Raw genomic sequence first — 19,633 nt, forward strand, 5'->3', positions numbered from 1 at the left:
AGGCTCGACACAGTCTTTAACCCTGGTGGGCTCGTATGGATTGGATTTTGTAAACAGAAGATTTGCGACTATCGTGACGCTTCGGTTTTTCGGACGTCATAGACCGGTACGATTGAAGTTGAATGGCCACCATTGGCCTTCGGCACCTTGGAAGAGGCAGAAATTTTATGATCATCAAACCGCGGGTTCGTGGCTTTATCTGTGTGACCGCTCACCCTGTTGGCTGTGAAGCGAACGTCAAGGAACAGATCGACTACGTAACTGAGCACGGCGCCATCAAAGACGGCCCGAAGAAGGTGCTGGTCCTTGGCGCTTCCACCGGCTACGGCCTGGCCGCGCGCATCAGTGCAGCGTTTGGCTGCGGCGCCGACACCCTGGGCGTGTTTTTTGAGAAAGAAGGCGAAGAAGGCAAGCTGAGCTCCGCCGGCTGGTACAACAGCGCTGCGTTCGAGAAGTTTGCCGTTGAAAAAGGCCTGTACGCCAAGAGCATCAACGGCGACGCGTTTTCCGACGAGATCAAGCGCCTGACCATCGAAACCATCAAGAAAGACCTGGGCAAGATCGACCTGGTCGTCTACAGCCTGGCCGCGCCACGCCGTACCGATCCCAAGACCGGTGAAGTCTACAACTCCACCCTCAAGCCAATCGGCAAGGCTGTAACCCTGCGCGGTATCAATACCGACAAAGGCGTTGTGGTCGACACCACCCTCGAACCTGCAACCCAGGAAGAAATCGACGGCACCGTCAATGTCATGGGCGGCGCCGACTGGCAGCTGTGGATCGACGCCCTGCGTGACGCCGACGTACTGGCCGAAGGCGCCAAGACCACCGCGTTCACCTACCTCGGTGAGAAGCTGACCCAGGACATCTACTGGAACGGCTCCATCGGCGAAGCCAAGAAAGACCTGGACAAGAAAGTCCTGACCCTGCGCGACAACCTCGCTGCACTGAAGGGCGACGCCCGCGTATCGGTTCTCAAGGCGGTGGTCACCCAGGCCAGCTCCGCGATCCCGATCATGCCGCTGTACTTGTCGTTGCTGTTCAAGGTGATGAAAGAGCAGGGCACCCACGAAGGCTGCATCGAGCAGGTCTACGGCCTGTTCAAGGACAGCCTGTACGGCAGCGAGCCGAAGCTCGACGCCGACGGCCGCCTGCGTGCCGACCTGGCCGAACTGGAACCGAAGGTCCAGGACGCCGTGGCGGCACTGTGGAACCAGGTTACCGACGAGAACGTCGACGAGATCAGTGATTTCGCCGGCTACAAGGCTGAGTTCCTGCGCTTGTTCGGCTTTGAAGTCGATGGTGTGGACTACGAGGCTGACGTCAACCCGACCGTGAAGATCAAGGGTCTGGTCCAAGCCTAAACGCGGTTAAAAATGTGGGAGGAGGCGTGTCCCCCTCCCATATTTGTTTTTTTGGTTTTTCAGATCCGTCTTACGCTCCGGCGCGCACCTCCCTCCTTGTAAATCTGCCAGACTCCCTCAGCTCTCAAACCATGCTAACGGAGGATCTGATGACGATTCGTGCAGTCGTTTTTGATTTCGGCGGTGTTCTCTTCGATTGGAACCCGCAGCACCTCTATCGCAAACTGATTGCCGACGAGCAAGAGCGGCAGTGGTTCCTCGATAACATCTGTACCCAGGCCTGGAACACCGAGCAGGATGCGGGGCGGCCGCTGGCCGAAGCCACGCAGATCCTGATCGATCAATACCCCGAGCATGAACCCTTGATCACGGCCTATTACGGCCGCTGGCACGAAATGCTGCGTGGCCCGTTGCCCGAAGGCGTGGCGATTCTCAACGCGCTGCATCAGGCCAACATGCCACTGTTCGGGCTCACAAACTGGTCGGCCGAGACCTTTCCCTATGCGCTGGCCCATTACCCCTTCCTTCGCAAATTTCGCAACATCGTGGTGTCTGGCGAGTTGAAGCTGATCAAGCCTGACGCGGCGATCTACCACGCCAGTCTCAGCCAGGTACGGGTGTACCTGCCGGATATCCAGCCGGGGGAAGTGGTGTTTATCGATGATGTCGCCGGCAATATCGAAGCGGCCGTCGCCCTCGGCTGGCAAGGCATTCACCATGTGTCTGCCGAGCAGACGGCGGCGCGACTGCGCGAGTTGGGCGTGGGCTTCTAGCGCGCCCACTTTTCCATGGCGAAATCCACAAAGGCGCGCAGCTTCGGCAAGCGATAACGGTCCTGGCCGTACAGCAGATGCATGGGCCGGCTGGGCAGTTGATAAGTGGTCAGCAAGGCCACCAGCTTGCCGGTTTGCAGGTCGGGCTGTACCAGGGCATCCGGCAGCATGACGATCCCCATGCCTTGCACGGCGGCCTGGCGCAAGGCCTGGGAGCTATTGATGGTCAGCGAGCCGGACACCGGGATTTCCACTTCGCCTTCTGCGCCGGTCATGCGCCACAGCTTGTCGGCGTTGCGCCAGTCATCGGTGGAAGGGTAGGCGAATGCCAGGCAGTCGTGCTGTTGCAGGTCCTCGGGCGTCCGGGGTGTACCACGTCGGGCCAGGTAGTCCGGTGAGGCGCACAGGGTGATGGTGTAGTCCTGCATTGGGCGGGCGATCAGGCTTGAGGGTTCCAGCTCGCCCAGGCGGATGGCCACGTCAAAGCCGCTGTCGACCATGTCCATGCGCTGGTTGCTGAGCACTACGTACAGCTTGATCAGCGGGTAGCGCTGGGAAAACTCGCTTAGGGCCGGCGCCAGGCGTTCAGTGCCGAACGCCGGTGGCGCGGTGATGCGCAGTGTGCCTTTGGGGACGTCGCCGTGGGCCTGTTCGGCCCATTGCTCGGAGTCGGCCACCAGCCCGAGTACTTCCAGGCAACGCTGGTAATACTGGCCGCCGAACTCCGTGAGGCTCTGTTTGCGGGTAGTGCGCTTGAGCAGGCTGACGCCCAGGCGTTGTTCGAGAGCGCGCAAGTGGTTGCCGACCATGGTGGTCGACATCCCGCAGGCGTGTGCGGCGGCGGTCATGCTGCCGCTCTCCACCACTTTCACGTACACCGACATCGCTTGGAACAGGTCCATTATCAAGTCCTGGTTTAAAGTCATTGTAGGGGAGCGCAGTTTATCCAGCTGGAATGGCTAACGATACTGTTGCTATCTCAACGATGCACTGGAGTCCGCCACCATGACCGCCGCCTGCCTGATGACCACCTATCAACCCCTGGCCCTGAGTTTCACCCGTGGCCTCGGCACGCGCCTGTGGGACCAGCAGGGGCGCGAATACCTGGACGCAGTGGCGGGTGTGGCGGTGACCAACGTCGGGCATTCCCACCCGAAACTGGTGACGGCCATCAGCGAGCAGGCCGGCCTGTTGTTGCACACCTCCAACCTCTACAGCATCGACTGGCAACAACGTCTGGCCCAGCGCCTGACGCGGCTGTCCGGCCTGGACCGTGCCTTCTTCAATAATTCCGGCGCCGAAGCCAACGAGACGGCGCTGAAACTGGCGCGGTTGCATGGCTGGAAAAAAGGCATCGAAGAGCCCTTGGTGGTGGTGATGGAGAATGCCTTTCATGGCCGTACGCTGGGCACCATGGCGGCCAGCGATGGCCCCTCGGTGCGCTTGGGTTTCCAACGCTTGCCGGGGGATTTTCTCAAGGTCAGGTTTGGTGATCTGGCGGCGATCGAGGCAATCACCCAGACGTTTGGCACACGGATCGCGGCGGTCTTGCTGGAGCCCATCCAGGGCGAAAGTGGTGTACTGCCCGCGCCGCCGGGTTACCTGCAAGCCCTGCGTGACCACTGCACACGGCACGGCTGGCTGATGATGCTCGACGAAATCCAGACCGGCATCGGCCGCACCGGCGCCTGGTTTGCCTTCCAGCATGAAGGCATTGTCCCGGATGTGATGACCCTGGCCAAAGGCCTCGGCAATGGCGTGCCCATCGGTGCGTGCCTGGCCAGGGCAGCGGTAGCCGCGCTTTTCACGCCCGGCAGTCACGGCAGCACCTTTGGCGGCAACCCGCTGGCGTGCCGGGTGGGCTGCACGGTGTTGGACATTATCGAAGAGCAAGGCTTGTTGCAGAACGCTGCACAACAGGGCGAGCGCTTGCTGGCGCGGTTACGCATGGAATTGGAAGAGCATCCGCAGGTGCTGGCGATTCGCGGGCAGGGCCTGATGATCGGTATTGAACTGGCCAGCCCCTATCGCGACCTGGCCCAGCGTGCTGCCCAGGAGCATGGGCTGCTGATCAACGTGACGCGGGGCAAGGTCATTCGCCTGCTGCCGCCGCTGACCCTGGATGCCAAGGAGGTGGAGATGATCGTGCGGGCCATCACTCGGCTATTGAACTAGGTCCTTTCCGTTGAGCCACTCCTGGTTCATGGTTTCGGTATCCCCCAGGTATTCCAATAACCACGCCATGGCCGGGGACAGTTTGCTCTGTGCCCAGGCCACGCACGATGGGCTGGCCGGGAAGGGGCGCGTCAGTTGCAGCGCCACCAATTCACCGCGTTCGATCCAGGGCAATACCTGATGCGCCGGTGCCATGCCGACGCACAGGCCATCGCGCAGGCAATCGATGGCGGAGGCCCAGTTCGGGACTACCAACCGGCGTTGGTTATCCAGGGTCCAGGTGTCGCGCTTGGGCAGGTTGCGCGAGGTGTCGGTCATGCACAGCGAGGCGAAGGGGCGCAGTTGGTCGTCATTGAGCAACCCGTCCACCGCCGCCAATGGGTGCCGGGCGCTGACCACGCACAGCCAATTCAATAAGCCCATATCGCGAAAAGTAAAGTGACTGGCCACCGGCACGGCGCTGGTGGCACCGATGACAATATCGGTGCGCTCATCCGCCAGGGCATCCCACACACCGTTGTACACCTCGTATTCCAGCAGCAATTCCACCTCGGGAAACTGCCGATAGAAATCCAGCACCAACTGTCGGCAGCGCTGGGGTTTGACGATGGAATCCACCGCGACCTTCAACTGGCCACTCCAGCCATTGGCCACCTGCTGGCACAGGCGCCGTGTGCCGAGCATTTTTTTCATTACCCCGCGGGCCTCGTCGATAAACAGGCGGCCGGCGGGTGTCAGTTCCACATCACGATGCCGGCGCACAAACAGCGGTACCGCCAGCCACTCTTCAAGTTGGCGTACGGTATAACTGATGGCTGACGGCACGCGGTGCAATTCCTGGGCGGCGGCGCTGAAGCTGCCATGGCGCGCTACCGCATCGACGACATCCAGGGAGTATTCGGACCACATGAGGGTTGCCTTCAAAATTATTGATAACAGACGCCAATTATTATCGCTTCACAGCAAAACTGTCAGCTTCATAATGGGCGGCAGTCAGCAAATAGTTTGATGGCAGGATTAACAAGGTTTCAATGAAAAATTCTTTTGGTTTCACCTGGTATCTGGCGGGGCTGAGCATGCTCGGTTACCTCGCCATGGACATGTATTTGCCGGCGTTCGGCGCCATGGGCGAGCAGTTGCAGATTGGTGCGGGCGCGGTGGGCGCCAGCCTGAGTATCTTCCTCGCGGGCTTTGCCGTGGGGCAGTTGCTGTGGGGGCCGTTGTCCGACCGCCTGGGGCGCAAGCCGATCCTGCTCGCAGGCTTGAGCCTGTTTGTCGTGGGTTGCGCGGGAATGTTTTGGGTCGAGACCGCGCCGCAGTTGCTGGCCTTGCGCTTTATGCAGGCGATTGGCGTGTGTTCTGCGGCCGTGAGCTGGCAGGCGCTGGTGATCGACCGCTACCCGGCCGACAAGGCCCACCGTGTGTTCGCCAGCATCATGCCGTTGATGTCGTTGTCACCGGCGCTGGCGCCACTGCTGGGCGCGATGGTGCTGAACCACTTCGGTTGGCAGGCCATCTTCGGTGTATTGCTGGGGGTGTCGCTGCTGTTGTTGCTGCCGACGTTGTTCCTGCGCTCCGTGTCGAAACCTCAGACGCGGGAAGACGAACCTTCGCGCCTTGGCTATTGGCAGTTGCTCACCTCCCGGGTGTTTACCGGCAATGTGATGATCTTCGCCGCCTGCTCGGCCAGTTTCTTCGCCTGGCTGACCGCTTCACCCTTCATCCTCGGCGACATGGGCTATAGCCCGAATGACATCGGCCTGAGCTACGTGCTGCCGACATTGGCGTTTCTGGTGGGTGGCTACAGTTGCCGTAGCGCTTTGCAGCGTTTCCAGGGCAAGACGCTGTTGCCGTGGTTGCTGCTGGCCTATTGCATCAGCATGGTGGCGCTGTACCTGGTCGCCACCTTGACCGTGCCGACGCTCACCACCTTGCTGATTCCGTTCTGCCTGATGGCGCTGGTCAACGGCGCCAGCTACCCGATCGTGGTGGCGAATGCGCTGATGCCGTTTGCAGAACATTCCGGCAAGGCGGCGGCACTGCAAAACACGCTGCAATTGGGCCTGTGCTTTCTCAGCAGCCTGTTGGTGTCATCGATGATCGAACAGCCGTTGCTGATTACTGTGATAGTGATGCTGGCGACCGCGCCCTTGGCCGTCTTGGGCTATTGGCTGGCGCGGCCGAAAGCAGACAAGTCGGAACTGGCCGCCGCCTAGAACGTCACTTCCATGTTCACCGTCGGCGTTGACGTACGGCTGCCCCGGCCGCCGTCCACGCCGAACTTGTTATGCCAGTACTCGTAACCCACCCCGAGGTACAGGTTCGGCTTCACGCTCTTGCCCGGCCGCACCGCGACCATCAGCGCGCTGCGCATCAGGGTTTCCGGTGCCGTGTCACGGCCATGGTAGTCCGCGCCTTTTTCCCCGACGTAGTTCACAAAACCCTGGAATTTCGCCGCATGGTTGGCGATCTCGAAAGGGCGCATCCACGTCAGGTTGAGCATGTAGGTGTCGTCAAACGTGTGGTTCGACTCACGTGCACCGGGGATGCCGGTGTGGTTGCGCTCCTTGTAGTACAGAAGGCTCAGGTCCAGCACACCCACGGTGTTGAACTTCAATGTCGGGCCGAGCACCAGTGCGCGTTTTTTCGCCGAAGCGACGTTGTTGTTGCGGTTGGCATCAAAGCCCAGGGTCAGCGCGTAATCCTTGACCAGCCCGGTGCCCAGGGGCACATCCAGCACCCGTGATGCATACAACTGATGCCGGTACACCGCGTACACCTCGCTGCCGCCGTGGTCGGTGCCCTTGCGCGGGTCGCGGTTGTCGGACAGGAACACGTCCAGGTTCAGGAAGTTGCTGCCATACCGGTAGCCGCTGGCGTGGGTAACGCTGTAGATGCGCTTGCTGAATTCGTCGGGGTTATTCGGATTGGTGAACTGCTGGCCGTAGCGAAAACCTACGCTGTTGTTCATCCATTCCACCGCGACGGCCTCCCCGCCGCCGAGGAGGGTGAGTGCAACGGTGGCTCCCTGTAATGCCTTTTTCATTGTTCTAGTGTCCTTTGGCGTTCTGGCTCATCACGGCCGGGTTGTTTTTGTAACGCCGATGGAGGGTATCTTGTTCGAGCGATTGTATACAACTCTATGGACATCCAGTCTAAACATTGCATACAGTGTCACCACAACAAAAACAGAGAACCCCTCACCATGACTATCCCGAAGGCGTCACCGCAGCGGCCGGAAGATGAGAATCTAGGCGTCGCCGCCAACATGGCTTACGGCCTGCAGCATGTGCTCACCATGTACGGCGGCATCGTCGCGGTACCGTTGATCGTGGGCCAGGCGGCCGGGTTGTCACCGGCGGATATCGGCCTGTTGATCGCCGCGTCGCTGTTTGCCGGTGGCCTTGCCACCCTGTTGCAAACCCTTGGCCTGCCGTTTTTTGGCTGTCAGTTGCCGCTGGTGCAGGGCGTGTCGTTTGCCGGTGTGGCAACCATGGTGGCGATTGTCGGCAGCGATGGCGCCGGCGGGGTACCGGCGATTCTCGGCGCGGTGATGGCCGCGTCGTTTATCGGGCTGTTGATCACCCCGGTGTTCTCGCGGATCACCCAGTTCTTCCCGCCGTTGGTGACCGGTATTGTGATCACCACCATCGGCCTGACCCTGATGCCCGTGGCGGCGCGCTGGGCCATGGGCGGTAACAGCCGCGCGGCGGATTTCGGCAGCATGCCCAATATCGGCCTGGCGGCGTTGACCCTGGTGCTGGTGCTGCTATTGAGCAAGATCGGCAGCGCGACCATCTCGCGCCTGTCGATCCTGCTGGCGATGGTGATCGGCACGGTGATCGCGGTGTTCCTCGGCATGGCGGATTTTTCCGGGGTCAGCCAGGGGCCTATGTTCGGTTTCCCTGCGCCGTTCCATTTCGGTATGCCGACCTTTCACATCGCGGCGATCATTTCCATGTGCATCGTGGTGATGGTGACCCTGGTGGAAACCTCGGCCGACATCCTGGCGGTGGGGGAAATCATCGATACCAAGGTCGACTCCAAGCGTCTGGGTAATGGCCTGCGCGCCGATATGCTGTCGAGCATGTTCGCGCCGATCTTCGGTTCGTTCACCCAGAGTGCCTTCGCCCAGAACGTTGGCCTGGTGGCGGTGACCGGAGTGAAGAGTCGTTTTGTGGTGGCAACCGGTGGCTTGTTCCTGGTAATCCTCGGCTTGCTGCCATTCATGGGGCGCGTGATCGCGGCGGTGCCGACCTCGGTACTGGGCGGTGCCGGGATTGTGCTGTTCGGCACCGTGGCGGCCAGTGGTATTCGCACCTTGTCCAAGGTGGATTACCGCAACAACATGAACCTGATCATCGTCGCCACGTCCATCGGGTTTGGCATGATCCCGATTGCCGCACCGAGTTTCTACGACCAGTTCCCCAGCTGGTTCGCGACCATTTTCCATTCGGGTATCAGTTCGTCGGCGATCATGGCGATCCTGTTGAACCTGGCGTTCAACCATTTCACCGCCGGTAACTCAGACCAGCAGTCGGTGTTTGTGGCGGGGACTGAGCGCAGTTTGTGTTTCCACGACGTAGCGGCGTTGCGTGATGGGGACTATTTCAGGGGGGGCAAGTTATTTGATGCCGAGGGCAAGGAAATTCCATTGGTGGCGCAGGAGCCAAGGAAAGCCCCACACGCAGAAACCACAGAGGTCTAAAAATGTGGGAGGGGGCTTGCCCCCTTCCACATTTGGAACTCAACCAGCCTTGCGGACTGTGTGCGGAACAGAGCACGCCTCATCCAGAAACTTCACCACGGTGCCCATGCACGCCTGGCGTTCTTCCACGTGGGGCATGTGGCTGGAGTCTTCGAACAGCGCCCAGCGCACATCCGCGATTTCATCCAGGAACGGCTTGACCACCAGTGGCGTGGCTTCGTCATGCCGGCCGGAGATCACCAGGGTCGGTACCTTGATCGCCGACAGGCGACCAATGGATTTCCAGTCCTTCAGGCTGCCGATCACGTGGAACTCGGTCGGGCCGCTCATGGCGTGATACACCGTGGGGTCCGAGTCGACCTGGGCGAAGGTGCGCGCCACTTCTTCCGGCCATGGGTTCACCCGGCACACATGCTGGTCATAGAACACCCGCGAGGCGGCGAGGTATTCCGGGTCGTGGTAGGTGCCGGCGGCTTCATGCTTGAGCAGGGTTTCATGCACGCCTTGGGGCAGCAGCTTGCGCAGGCGGTTGGCTTCGCTGACCCAGGTGCGCATGCAGGTCGGCGAGTTGGCCGGGATAAACGCACGCAGGCCCTTGGGTTGCAGGATTGCGTGCTCGCTGCCGAGCATGCCGCCCCAGGACTGACCAAGGATCGCGTAGTTATCGCTGATCTGCAGGTGGTCCAGCAGGTTGTCCAATTCTTTAAGGAACAGATCGACGGTCCAGAAGGACGGGTCTTTCTCAGGCAGGTGCGTGGAGCGGCCGTTGCCCAGTTGGTCGTAGTGGATGACCGCATGACCGCTGGCCGCGACGTCCTTGAAGGCGTCGACATAATCATGGGTGCAGCCCGGGCCGCCGTGGATGACCACCAGCGGCGTGCGGCCGCTGGCCAGGTCGCCAGTGACGCGGTACCAGGTCTGGTAGTCGCCAAACGCGGCATACCCTTCGCGGATTTTTTCGATGAAGTCCATTTCCTACCCTGCCCTGAAAAAATGATCAGGGACACGATAGTCTGCGGGCGAGATTTAGGTAACTAGCAAAACAGCTAGGTTTTGCCGGGGGATCAGTCTTCCAGCAGGCGGTAATGGGTGGCGCGGACCACCGCCTGCACGCGGTTCTTGGCGCCCAGTTTGTGCATCGCCGAGGCCAGGTGCAGGGTGACGACGGCCAGTGAGCGGCTCAGTTGCGTGGCGATTTCGGCGGCGGTCAGGCCGTCGGCGGCCCATTTGAGGCATTCGCGTTCACGTTTGGTCAGGTGAATGTGCGGGTAGGTGCGCAGCTCCTTGCCGAACAGCGGGTAGGCCGCTTCCTGCAAAGCGTGGGAAATCAGGCTGAAGTCCGACAAGGTCTGCTGCGCGTCCTGCAACACGGTAGGCGTTTTGCCAGTGCGCAAGCCGGTCAGTGACGCGAAGCCGCCACGGGGCAGATGCATCGGCACGCTGACGCCGCAGGTCAGTTGCTGGTCGTGCAGGTAGGATGAAACGGGGGCGTGGCAGGGGTCGATGATGGTTTGCAGGGCCGTGTCAGCCTTGGCTTCGTAGGACCACACGAACGGCGATACCGTGCGCAGGGCCAGGTGTTGCACCGGGTCGATCTGGTAGAAACCCTTGCTGCACCATAGTGCATGCCAATCGGTCGGCGTGTTACGCAGCTCCAGCACCGAGGGGGTGATCAACGCACCATTCTGGTCGATCGGCACCGGGGTGTAGTCGTATACCAGTGCATCGAAGCCCAACTGCTGGGCGAGGATAAAAGTGTTGTCCATCTGCTCATCCAGGCTCCTGCCCGGCATCAGACGATTATTGAAGGCAGTTAGCTTGGCCAGCATCCGTTCTGCTCCCGAATTCATTTGAATCTCCACTTCCTGCAAGTAGAATGCCACGCCCCGGCGAAGGACTGCCAGGCCAAACCTATAAGAAATACCAGGTTATGGACGCGCGGCATCCTCGGTAGTGTTGGCCTGATAAACGGCCGCTGCCCGCCAGGCCGAAACAACACAAGGAATGTATGCATGTGGCGTGAAATTGCCCCCGACCAGCAGTACAACGTGCAAGTCGATGGCCACAACCTCGTGGTCTACAGCTTCGGCGAAGGCGATGAGGTGCTCTTGTGTCTCAACGGCGGGCCGGGCCTGCCGTGTGACTACTTGCGCGACGCCCATGGCTGGCTCAAGGACCATGACCTGCGAGTGGTTGCATTCGACCAGCTTGGCACAGGCGCATCAGCCAGACCGACCGATGTTTCCCTGTGGGAAATCCGCCGTTATGTCGAAGAAGTCGAAACCGTACGCCAAGCCCTTGGCCTCGGCCGCGTGCACCTGCTCGGGCATTCCTGGGGCGGCTGGCTGGGCATCGAATACGCCATCCATTACCCCGACAGGCTGAAAAGCCTGATCCTCGAGAACACCGTCGGCGACATTCCGCATCTTTCTCAAGAACTCGAACGCCTGCGCGGCGCGCTGGGCAGTGAGACCGTGGCGATGATGCAACGCCACGAAGCCATGGGCACCCTGGATCACCCGCAATACCAGGCCGCGATCACCTTGCTCAACTATCGCCATGTCTGCCGCCTGGACGAATGGCCCGAGCCGGTCAAGCGCTCCCTCGGCGACTGGAACATGGGCCCCTACGAAACCATGCAGGGCCCCAACGAATTTCTCTACGTCGGCAACCTCAAGGACTGGAACCGCATCCCCGAGATGGCCGCTTTCAACATGCCGATCCTGATCACTACCGGCCAGCACGACGAACTCACCCCAGCCTGCGCCATGCGCATGAAGATGGCGGCCAGACACGCCGAACTGCATGTATTTCCCAACAGTAGCCATATGCCGTTCTATGAAGAGCCACAGGCTTATTTTCCGGTACTGTTGGACTTTCTCGCTCGCCACCGAGGCTGACCGATGAACCTGGCGCGCTACCGTTTTGTACTGTCCCGGCCGCTGCAATTGCTGCCGGTACTGTTTGGCATCAGCCTGATCACGTTTGTGCTGGTGCGCTCGATTCCTGGCGACCCGGCACGGGCCCTGCTGGGTTCGCGCAGCACGCCGGACGCCTTGCTGAAAATCCGCGCCCAGTACGGCCTCGACCAGCCTTTGTGGCAGCAGTATTTCTATTTCCTGAAGAACCTGCTCAAGGGCGATCTCGGCCAATCACTGCTGTACAAAGTCGACGCCTTGAAATTGATCGTCACCCGCATCGAACCCACCCTGGTGCTGGTGCTCGGCAGCGTGGTGCTGGCGCTGCTGATCGCGGTGCCGCTGGCGACGTGGGCCGCGCGCAATAAAGGCGGGTGGGCGGACAACCTGATCCGCGTGTTCACCACCGTGGGCCTGGGCATGCCGGCGTTCTGGCTGGGCCTGATGCTGATCCTGCTGCTCAGTGTGCAATGGGGCCTGTTCCCGGTGTCCGGCTACGGTCGTACCTGGCTGGACAAGGCGCACCATATGGTCTTGCCGTGCCTGACCATCGCCCTGGCGCTGTCGGCGGTGCTGGTCCGCAACCTGCGGGCGAGCATGTTGATGGAGCTGCAGGCCGACCACGTCACTGCCGCGCGGGCCCGCGGGCTGTCGGAAGCAGCGGTGTTCCGTCGCCATGTGTTGCCCAATTCCCTGGTGCCGGCGGTCAACCTGCTGGCGGTGAATATTGGCTGGCTGATCAGCGGCACCGTCGTGATCGAAAGCCTGTTCGCCATTCCCGGCATCGGCCAGTTGCTGGTGCGCGGCATTTTTACCCGCGACTACATGGTGGTGCAGGGCGTGGCCATGGTGCTGGCGTGCGCGACGGTGGTGGTCAACTTTATCGCCGACGTGGTCACGGTGGCCCTCGACCCTCGGGTGAAAATGCAATGAGCAGCCGTCCACTGATTACTCCATGGCGCCTGCGTGTGCGGTTTGGCTTTCGCAATGGTCGCCTGACGGCCGCGTGGGGGCTTTTGGTCCTGCTGGTGTGGTTGGTCCTGGCGCTGTGCGCGCCATGGATCGCGCCCTATGACCCGATCGCGCAGAACACCGACATCAGCTTGCTGGGGCCGAGTCTCGCCCATCCATTCGGTACGGATAACTACGGTAGGGACATCCTTTCGAGGGTGATCTGGGGGGCGCGCGTCGATCTGCAACTGGCCATTATCGGGGTGATTTTCCCGTTCATGATCGGCACGTTTGTCGGCGCGGTTTCCGGCTATATCGGCGGGCGCTTCGACAGTTTCTGCATGCGCGTGATCGATGTGATCCTGGCGTTCCCGTTCCTGGTGTTGATGCTGGCGATCATGGCGATCCTTGGTCCGGGCCTGAAGAGTTTCTATATCGCCATGGCGCTGGTGGGCTGGGTGTCGTATGCGCGGCTGATCCGCTCACAGATCCTGGTGCTCAAGGAAAGCGACTTTGCCCTGGCAGCCAAGAGCCTGGGCTTTGGCCATGGGCGCATCCTGTTCCGGCATTTGCTGCCGAATGCGATGTTTGGCTCGATTGTGTTTTCCATGTCTGACGCGGTGCTGGTACTGCTCAACGGCGCGGCCGTGAGCTACCTGGGCCTCGGCGTGCAACCGCCGACGGCGGAGTGGGGGACGATGATTGCCGAAGGGCAGGCGTTTATCACCACGGCCTGGTGGATCTGCACCTTTCCGGGGCTGGCCATCGTGACCCTGGCCATGGGCTTCAGCCTGCTGGCCGATGGTGTGGCGCAAGTGCTGGGGGATCGCTCATGAGTCTGCTTCAAGTGCGGGATCTGAGTGTGATCGCCAGTAACAGCGGGCGCGATGTGACCCTGGTCGACCGCGTGTCCTTCGACCTGGCCGAAGGCGAGATCCTCGGCCTGGTGGGCGAAAGCGGCTCGGGCAAGACCATGGCCTGCCGTGGCTTGATGCGCTTGTTGCCGTCACCCAGCCTGCGCGTGCAGGGCGGTGCGGTACGCCTGGCGGGCCAGGACCTGCTGCAACTGGATGACGCCGGCATGCGCGCGGTGCGTGGCGGGCAGTTGGGCATGATTTTCCAGAACCCCAGCAGCCACCTTGACCCGTTGATGCGCATCGGCGATCAGATCGCCGAAGGCATCCGCCTGCATCAGGGCGCGTCGAAAAAACACGCGCGCCGACAAGCCATCGAAGTGTTGCGCCAGGTGGGCATTCCCGATCCCCAGGCACGGGTCGACAACTATCCCCATGAATTTTCCGGTGGCATGCGCCAGCGCGCGATGATCGCCGTGGCCCTGGGCTGCAACCCGAACGTATTGATTGCCGACGAGCCGACCACGGCGTTGGACGTGACCGTGCAGGCGCAGATCCTGCGCCTGTTGCTGGACCTGCGTGACCAGCGCGGCCTGTCGCTCATCATGATCACCCACGACCTCGGCGTGGTTGCGCAAACCTGCGATTCCATCGCCGTGATGTACGCCGGGCGCCTGTGCGAGCACGGCAGCAAGTACGACGTGCTCGCCCATCCGCAACACCCCTACACCGCGGGCCTGATTGATTGCCAGCCGGCCCACGGCAGTGGCCCTGGGTTGCTGCGTACCATCCCCGGCCAGCCGCCCTTGCTCGATGCATTACCCGGCGGCTGCCGCTTCAACCCGCGTTGCCCGCAGGTCGGCGCGTTGTGCACCGAACGGTTGCCCGAAGGCGCGCGCGTGGCCTGTCACTACCCGCTCGGAGCACGCCCATGAGCCTGTTGCAGATCAAGAACCTGGAGGTGCGGTTCGCCGCGTCCGGCACGGGGGTGTTCGGCCTGAACAAGCAGTGGGTGAGGGCGGTGAACGGTGTGTCGCTGAACCTGGCCGCCGGTGAAACCCTGGGGCTGGTGGGGGAGTCCGGCAGCGGCAAAAGCACCCTGGGCCGGGCGATCCTGCACCTCAACCCGATCACTGCCGGACAGGTGCTGTTCGATGGCATCGACATGGCCCATGGCAGCGCGATCGACATCGCGCGCCTGCGCCATGAAACGGCGATGATCTTCCAGGATCCCTACGCCGCGTTGAACCCGCGCCACACCATCGGCGAAACCATCGCCGAGGTGCTGCGGGTGCAGCGCAAAGTCCCGGCAGAGCGTATCCCGGCTCGCGTCAACGAACTGCTTGACCTGGTCGGCCTGCGCCCCGAACTGGCCAGTCGCAAACCCGGCGCCCTCAGTGGCGGCCAATGCCAGCGTGTCGGTATTGCCCGGGCGCTGGCGGTGGAGCCTCGCTTGATCATCGCCGATGAATGCGTGGCGGCCCTGGATGTATCGATCCAGGGCCAGATCATCAACCTGCTGTTGGAACTGCAACAGCGCATGAACCTGGCGATCCTGTTTATCGCCCACGATTTGGCCATCGTGCGGCGCCTGTGCGACCGCGTGGCGGTGATGTACCTGGGCAAGATCGTCGAGGAAGGGCCGGTGGAAGCGGTCTTCACCGCGCCGCGCCATCCGTATACCGCGGCGTTGATCGAGGCGATTCCGGAGATCGATCCGCACCGGCCTTTGCCGACGCAGCTGTTGCCTGGCGAGCCGCCGAGCCCGCTGAATTTGCCTACGGGCTGTGCCTTCCACCCGCGTTGCCGGTACGCCCGGACGATGTGTTCCGTGGTGTTGCCGCCTACCCATTCCCAGCACGAGCATCGATACAGTTGCGTGCTTGAAGAACCGTTGACCCTTCCTGCCCATCATGAACAAGGAGTTATGACATGCAATCGCGCCACTTGAAGTTGCTCGCCGCTGCTACGTTGACCGCGTGGTCCCTCACTGCCGGATTGGCGCAAGCCGCCGGCGTCCTCACTATCGGTTGCCGTGAAGACAGCACCACGTTCGACCCGATCAAAAGCGCGCAGAACCGCGATACCTGGGTATTTGCCAACGTCTACGACACCCTGGTGCGCGTGGACAACCTGGGGACCAAGATGGAGCCCGGCCTGGCTGAAAGCTGGGATATTTCCAAGGACGGCCTGACCTACACCTTCAAGCTGCGCGATGCGAAGTTCTCCGATGGCTCGGCGATCACCGCCGAGGATGCGGCGTTCAGCCTGTTGCGCATCCGCGATAACAAGGCTTCGTTGTGGGCTGATCCCTTCAACCTGATCGACACCGCAAAGGCGACGGACTCGAAAACCCTGGTTGTCACACTGAAGACCCCGGCAGTCGCCTTCCTGTCGCAACTGGCTTCGCCGACGGTGTCGATCCTGTCGGAAAAAGCCATGACAAAAATGGGTGAAGACGCCTACTCGGAAAATCCGGTGACCTCCGGCGCGTTTACCGTGGACGAATGGCGCAAGGGCGACCGGGTCATCCTGAAGAAGAACCCGAACTTCTGGCAGGCCAAGAAGGTCAGCCTGGATGGCGTGGAGTGGGTCTCCGTGACCGACGACAACACGCGGATGCGCATGGTGCAGAACAACGAGCTGGACACGGCGATCTTCGTACCGTTTTCCCGGGTTGAAGAGCTGAAGAAAGACAAGAACGTGGTGATCCACTCCGACCCGTCCACCCGTGAAGATCACCTGCTGATCAACCACGCCCACGGTCTGCTGGCCAAGCAGGAAGTACGCGAGGCGCTGGACATGGCCATCGACAAGCAGTCGCTGGTGAAAACCGCGACCTACGGTCAGGGCACTGTGGCCTATTCCTACATCCCGAAAGGCTCGTTGTTCCACTACGCCAACAACCTGCAACGCCCGTATGACCCGACCGCCGCCAAGAAACTGTTGGAAAAGGCTGGCGCGAAGGACTTGAAGCTCAACTATGTGGTCAACGCCGGCAACGAAGCCGACGAGCAGATCGCGGTGATCATCAAGGACCAGTTGGCCAAGGTCGGCGTGACCGCCAACCTGCAGAAGGTCGACCCGACCCAAAGCTGGCAGATGCTGGTGGACGGTGAGTACGATATTTCGGTGATGTACTGGACCAACGACATCCTCGACCCGGACCAGAAGACCACCTTCGTGCTGGGCCACGACACCAACCAGAACTACATGACCCGCTACAAGAACGACAAGGTCAAGGAACTGGTCGCGGCGGCGCGCATCGAGGCTGACCCGGTCAAGCGTGAGCAGATGTATGTCGAATTGCAGAAACTGGCGAAACAGGATGTGAACTGGATCGACCTGTACTACAGCCCGTACATCAACATCTCACGCAAGAATGTGAGCAACTTCCTGCAAAACCCGTTGGGGCGCTTCACCCTTGAGGAAGTGGTGAAGAACTAAGAGCCAGAGAACACCGCAATACAAATGTGGGAGGGGGCTTGCCCCCGATAGCGGTGGGTCAGTCACAGATACAGTGACTGACACCTTGCAATCGGGGGCAAGCCCCTCCCACATTTGGTTTCACTGGGCGTCAAACGCCTGCCCATTGATGCCGGTACTGTCCGGCCCCATCAGGTACAGGTACACCGGCATGATCTCTTCCGGTGCCGGCCTTTCCATCGGGTTCTCCCCTGGATATGCCTGGGCCCGCATGCTGGTGCGCGTGCCGCCCGGGTTGATGCTGTTGGCTCTTACTGCAGCCACGTCTTCGAGCTCATCCGCCAGGGTCTGCATCAAGCCTTCAGTGGCGAATTTCGACACCCCGTAAGCCCCCCAATACGCCCGGCCCTTGCGCCCGACGCTGCTGGAGGTGAACACCACCGACGCATCCTGGGACAGCTTGAGCAGCGGCAACAACGTGCTGGTGAGCATGAACATCCCATTGACGTTGATGTGCATCACCCGCATGAAGTTCTCGCCGGACAGCTGCTCGATCGGCGTACGTGGGCCGATGATCGAGGCGTTGTGCAGCAGGCCATCGAGGTGGCCGAATTCTTTTTCGATCATCGCGGCCAGCTCATCGTATTGATGGGGCAGGGCGGTCTCCAGGTTGAAGGGGATCACCACCGGCTGCGGGTGGCCGGCCGCTTCGATCTCGTCATACACCTGGGCCAGGTTGGCTTCGGTCTTGCCCAGCAACAGCACGGTCGCGCCATGGGCGGCGTAGGTTTTCGCCGCCGCCGCACCAATTCCGCGACCGGCGCCGGTCACCAGGATCACCCGGCCTTTGAGCAGTTCTGGACGTGCAGAGTAATCAAACATAAAAAGCCTCGACAGAATTCAGCGGGTTACAAACACCCATCTTGAGCGCAGTGAAGATCCAAATGTGGGAGGGGGCTTGCCCCCGATAGTGGTATATCAGTCACCAAATGCAGTGACTGACACACTGCAATCGGGGGCAAGCCCCCTCCCACATTGGATCTTCCTTAGTCAGTAGAGTGAGTGAGCCATCAGCAACTGCACAGTGCGTTATCCAGCACCGTGCGCAGTTCCAGCGGGTGATCCACCACCACATCCGCGCCCCAATGGCGCGGGTTGTCGTCCGGGTGGATGTATCCATAGGTGACCGCCGCCGTGCGGGTGCCGGCGTCGCGGCCGGACTCGATGTCGCGCAGGTCATCCCCCACGAACAGCACGCTGGCCGGGTCCAGGCCGAGCATCTTGCACGCCAGGATCATCGGCTCCGGGTCCGGCTTGCTGTTTTTCACATGGTCCGGGCAGATCAGCAGCGCCGAGCGCTCGGCCAGGCCCAGTTGCTGCATGATCGGCTCGGCAAAGCGCAGTGGCTTGTTGGTGACCACGCCCCAGATCAGCTTGGCCTTCTCGATGTCTTCCAGAAGCTCGGCCATGCCGTCGAACAATGTGCTGTGGACCGCACAACCCTTCAGGTAACGCTCGAGGAATTCCAGGCGCAGCTCTTCAAAGCCGGGGGATTCCGGGTCCATCGAAAAGGTCACGGCCACCATCGCCCGCGCACCGCCGGAGATTTCATCGCGGATATGCTGTGGGTTGATCGGTGGCAGGTCGCGGTCGGCGCGCATCGCCTGGCAGATGGCGATAAAGTCCGGCGCGGTGTCCAGCAGGGTACCGTCCATGTCGAAGAGAACCGCTCGCAACTTCACAGGCTTACTCCTCGCGCAGGGTCTGGATCATGTAGTTGACGTCAACGTCGCTGGCCAGTTTGTAGTGCTTGGTCAGCGGGTTGTAGGTCAGGCCGATGATGTCCTTGACGGTCAGCCCGGCCTGGCGGCTCCACGCACCCAGTTCGGACGGGCGGATGAATTTCTTGAAATCGTGGGTGCCGCGCGGCAGCAGCTTCATGATGTATTCGGCGCCGATGATCGCGAACAGGTAGGCCTTGGGGTTGCGGTTGATGGTGGAGAAGAACACCTGGCCGCCCGGCTTGACCATGCGGAAGCAGGCGCGGATCACCGACGATGGGTCTGGTACGTGCTCCAGCATTTCCAGGCAGGTGACCACGTCGAACTGCTCGGGCATTTCCTCGGCCAGGGCTTCGGCGGTGATCTGGCGATATTCCACGCTCACGCCGGATTCCAGCTGGTGCAACTGGGCCACGGCCAGCGGCGCTTCGCCCATGTCGATCCCCATCACGGTGGCGCCGCGCTGGGCCATGGCTTCGCTGAGGATGCCGCCGCCGCAACCGACGTCCAGCACCTTCTTGCCGGCCAGGTTGACGCGTTCGTCAATCCAGTTGACCCGCAACGGGTTGATGTCGTGCAGGGGTTTGAACTCGCTTTCGCGGTCCCACCAGCGGTGGGCCAGGGCTTCAAACTTGGCGATTTCGGCGTGGTCGACGTTGCTCATGGTGAATCCTCTGAATCTG

Annotated in this window: 19 protein-coding genes; 11 read left to right on the forward strand and 8 right to left on the reverse strand. The window is 61.3% G+C overall.

Features of this window, described 5'->3' with window-relative positions:
- Positions 1-167 precede the first annotated feature (167 nt).
- Positions 168-1,364 (forward strand): enoyl-ACP reductase FabV, encoded by a 1,197-nt coding sequence (gene fabV / locus B9N88_RS09745; RefSeq protein ID WP_027604201.1) that lies wholly within the window; start codon positions 168-170, stop codon positions 1,362-1,364.
- A gap of 149 nt (positions 1,365-1,513) precedes the next feature.
- A complete protein-coding gene (locus B9N88_RS09750) occupies positions 1,514-2,137 on the forward strand; it encodes an HAD family hydrolase (protein ID WP_027604200.1) in 624 nt (207 codons plus the stop codon).
- On the opposite strand, the gene B9N88_RS09755 is transcribed toward B9N88_RS09750, so the two are convergent.
- Positions 2,134-3,039: a LysR family transcriptional regulator gene (locus B9N88_RS09755; protein WP_027604199.1), complete on the reverse strand. Its 906-nt coding sequence runs from the start codon at positions 3,037-3,039 to the stop codon at positions 2,134-2,136. The two genes, B9N88_RS09750 and B9N88_RS09755, sit on opposite strands and share 4 nt — an antisense overlap.
- A gap of 103 nt (positions 3,040-3,142) precedes the next feature.
- On the opposite strand from B9N88_RS09755, the gene B9N88_RS09760 reads away from it, so the two are divergent.
- The gene (locus tag B9N88_RS09760) at positions 3,143-4,312 is read left to right on the forward strand and encodes an aspartate aminotransferase family protein (protein WP_027604198.1); all 1,170 of its coding nucleotides are present in this window, start codon (positions 3,143-3,145) and stop codon (positions 4,310-4,312) included.
- Here B9N88_RS09760 and punR read toward each other — a convergent pair.
- Positions 4,301-5,221 (reverse strand): DNA-binding transcriptional activator PunR, encoded by a 921-nt coding sequence (gene punR, locus B9N88_RS09765; protein WP_027604197.1) that lies wholly within the window; start codon positions 5,219-5,221, stop codon positions 4,301-4,303. The genes B9N88_RS09760 and punR overlap by 12 nt on opposite strands.
- 122 nt (positions 5,222-5,343) lie before the next feature.
- Here punR and punC point away from each other — a divergent pair, with 122 nt between their 5' ends.
- Positions 5,344-6,528 (forward strand): purine nucleoside transporter PunC, encoded by a 1,185-nt coding sequence (punC, locus tag B9N88_RS09770; protein WP_027604196.1) that lies wholly within the window; start codon positions 5,344-5,346, stop codon positions 6,526-6,528.
- On the opposite strand, the gene B9N88_RS09775 is transcribed toward punC, so the two are convergent.
- Positions 6,525-7,358: a hypothetical protein gene (locus B9N88_RS09775; RefSeq protein ID WP_027604195.1), complete on the reverse strand. Its 834-nt coding sequence runs from the start codon at positions 7,356-7,358 to the stop codon at positions 6,525-6,527. The genes punC and B9N88_RS09775 overlap by 4 nt on opposite strands.
- 159 nt (positions 7,359-7,517) lie before the next feature.
- Here B9N88_RS09775 and B9N88_RS09780 point away from each other — a divergent pair, with 159 nt between their 5' ends.
- The gene (locus B9N88_RS09780) at positions 7,518-9,020 is read left to right on the forward strand and encodes a nucleobase:cation symporter-2 family protein (protein WP_027604194.1); all 1,503 of its coding nucleotides are present in this window, start codon (positions 7,518-7,520) and stop codon (positions 9,018-9,020) included.
- A 39-nt stretch (positions 9,021-9,059) separates the two neighbouring features.
- Here the strand turns inward: B9N88_RS09780 and B9N88_RS09785 are convergent, their stop codons facing one another.
- Together B9N88_RS09785 and B9N88_RS09790 are read right to left on the reverse strand one after the other, a co-directional pair.
- On the reverse strand, positions 9,060-9,992 hold the full coding sequence (locus B9N88_RS09785; protein WP_027604193.1) for a proline iminopeptidase-family hydrolase: 933 nt from the start codon (positions 9,990-9,992) through the stop codon (positions 9,060-9,062).
- A gap of 92 nt (positions 9,993-10,084) precedes the next feature.
- Positions 10,085-10,849 (reverse strand): LuxR family transcriptional regulator, encoded by a 765-nt coding sequence (locus B9N88_RS09790; RefSeq protein WP_027604192.1) that lies wholly within the window; start codon positions 10,847-10,849, stop codon positions 10,085-10,087.
- Between the two features lie 183 nt (positions 10,850-11,032).
- Here B9N88_RS09790 and B9N88_RS09795 point away from each other — a divergent pair, with 183 nt between their 5' ends.
- Genes B9N88_RS09795 through B9N88_RS09820 form a run of 6 tightly spaced genes read left to right on the forward strand, consistent with a single transcriptional unit; the run spans position 11,033 to position 17,190 of the window.
- Positions 11,033-11,920: a proline iminopeptidase-family hydrolase gene (locus B9N88_RS09795; RefSeq protein WP_027604191.1), complete on the forward strand. Its 888-nt coding sequence runs from the start codon at positions 11,033-11,035 to the stop codon at positions 11,918-11,920.
- Positions 11,921-11,923: 3 nt separating this feature from the next.
- Positions 11,924-12,871, forward strand: a complete 948-nt coding sequence (locus B9N88_RS09800) for an ABC transporter permease (RefSeq protein ID WP_027604190.1) — start codon at positions 11,924-11,926, stop codon at positions 12,869-12,871.
- Positions 12,868-13,725 (forward strand): ABC transporter permease, encoded by an 858-nt coding sequence (locus tag B9N88_RS09805; RefSeq protein ID WP_027604189.1) that lies wholly within the window; start codon positions 12,868-12,870, stop codon positions 13,723-13,725. The genes B9N88_RS09800 and B9N88_RS09805 overlap by 4 nt, the downstream gene beginning before the upstream one ends.
- Complete coding sequence (locus B9N88_RS09810) at positions 13,722-14,678, forward strand: ABC transporter ATP-binding protein (protein ID WP_027604188.1); 957 nt, start codon at positions 13,722-13,724, stop codon at positions 14,676-14,678. Before B9N88_RS09805 ends, B9N88_RS09810 begins: the two co-directional genes overlap by 4 nt.
- Complete coding sequence (locus B9N88_RS09815; protein ID WP_027604187.1) at positions 14,675-15,694, forward strand: ABC transporter ATP-binding protein; 1,020 nt, start codon at positions 14,675-14,677, stop codon at positions 15,692-15,694. The genes B9N88_RS09810 and B9N88_RS09815 overlap by 4 nt, the downstream gene beginning before the upstream one ends.
- The gene (locus B9N88_RS09820; protein ID WP_027604186.1) at positions 15,676-17,190 is read left to right on the forward strand and encodes an ABC transporter substrate-binding protein; all 1,515 of its coding nucleotides are present in this window, start codon (positions 15,676-15,678) and stop codon (positions 17,188-17,190) included. The genes B9N88_RS09815 and B9N88_RS09820 overlap by 19 nt, the downstream gene beginning before the upstream one ends.
- Before the next feature lie 120 nt (positions 17,191-17,310).
- Here the strand turns inward: B9N88_RS09820 and B9N88_RS09825 are convergent, their stop codons facing one another.
- The 3 genes from B9N88_RS09825 to ubiG all read right to left on the reverse strand — a co-directional run bounded on the left by B9N88_RS09825 (position 17,311) and on the right by ubiG (position 19,614).
- Positions 17,311-18,051: a YciK family oxidoreductase gene (locus tag B9N88_RS09825; RefSeq protein WP_027604185.1), complete on the reverse strand. Its 741-nt coding sequence runs from the start codon at positions 18,049-18,051 to the stop codon at positions 17,311-17,313.
- 188 nt (positions 18,052-18,239) lie between these two features.
- A complete protein-coding gene (mupP, locus tag B9N88_RS09830; protein WP_027604184.1) occupies positions 18,240-18,911 on the reverse strand; it encodes an N-acetylmuramic acid 6-phosphate phosphatase MupP in 672 nt (223 codons plus the stop codon).
- Between the two features lie 4 nt (positions 18,912-18,915).
- Positions 18,916-19,614, reverse strand: a complete 699-nt coding sequence (ubiG, locus tag B9N88_RS09835; RefSeq protein WP_003172645.1) for a bifunctional 2-polyprenyl-6-hydroxyphenol methylase/3-demethylubiquinol 3-O-methyltransferase UbiG — start codon at positions 19,612-19,614, stop codon at positions 18,916-18,918.
- Positions 19,615-19,633: the final 19 nt, after the last annotated feature.

The organism is Pseudomonas sp. LAMO17WK12:I1, from assembly GCF_900177315.1.
Taxonomy (GTDB): Bacteria; Pseudomonadota; Gammaproteobacteria; order Pseudomonadales; family Pseudomonadaceae; genus Aquipseudomonas; species Aquipseudomonas marginalis.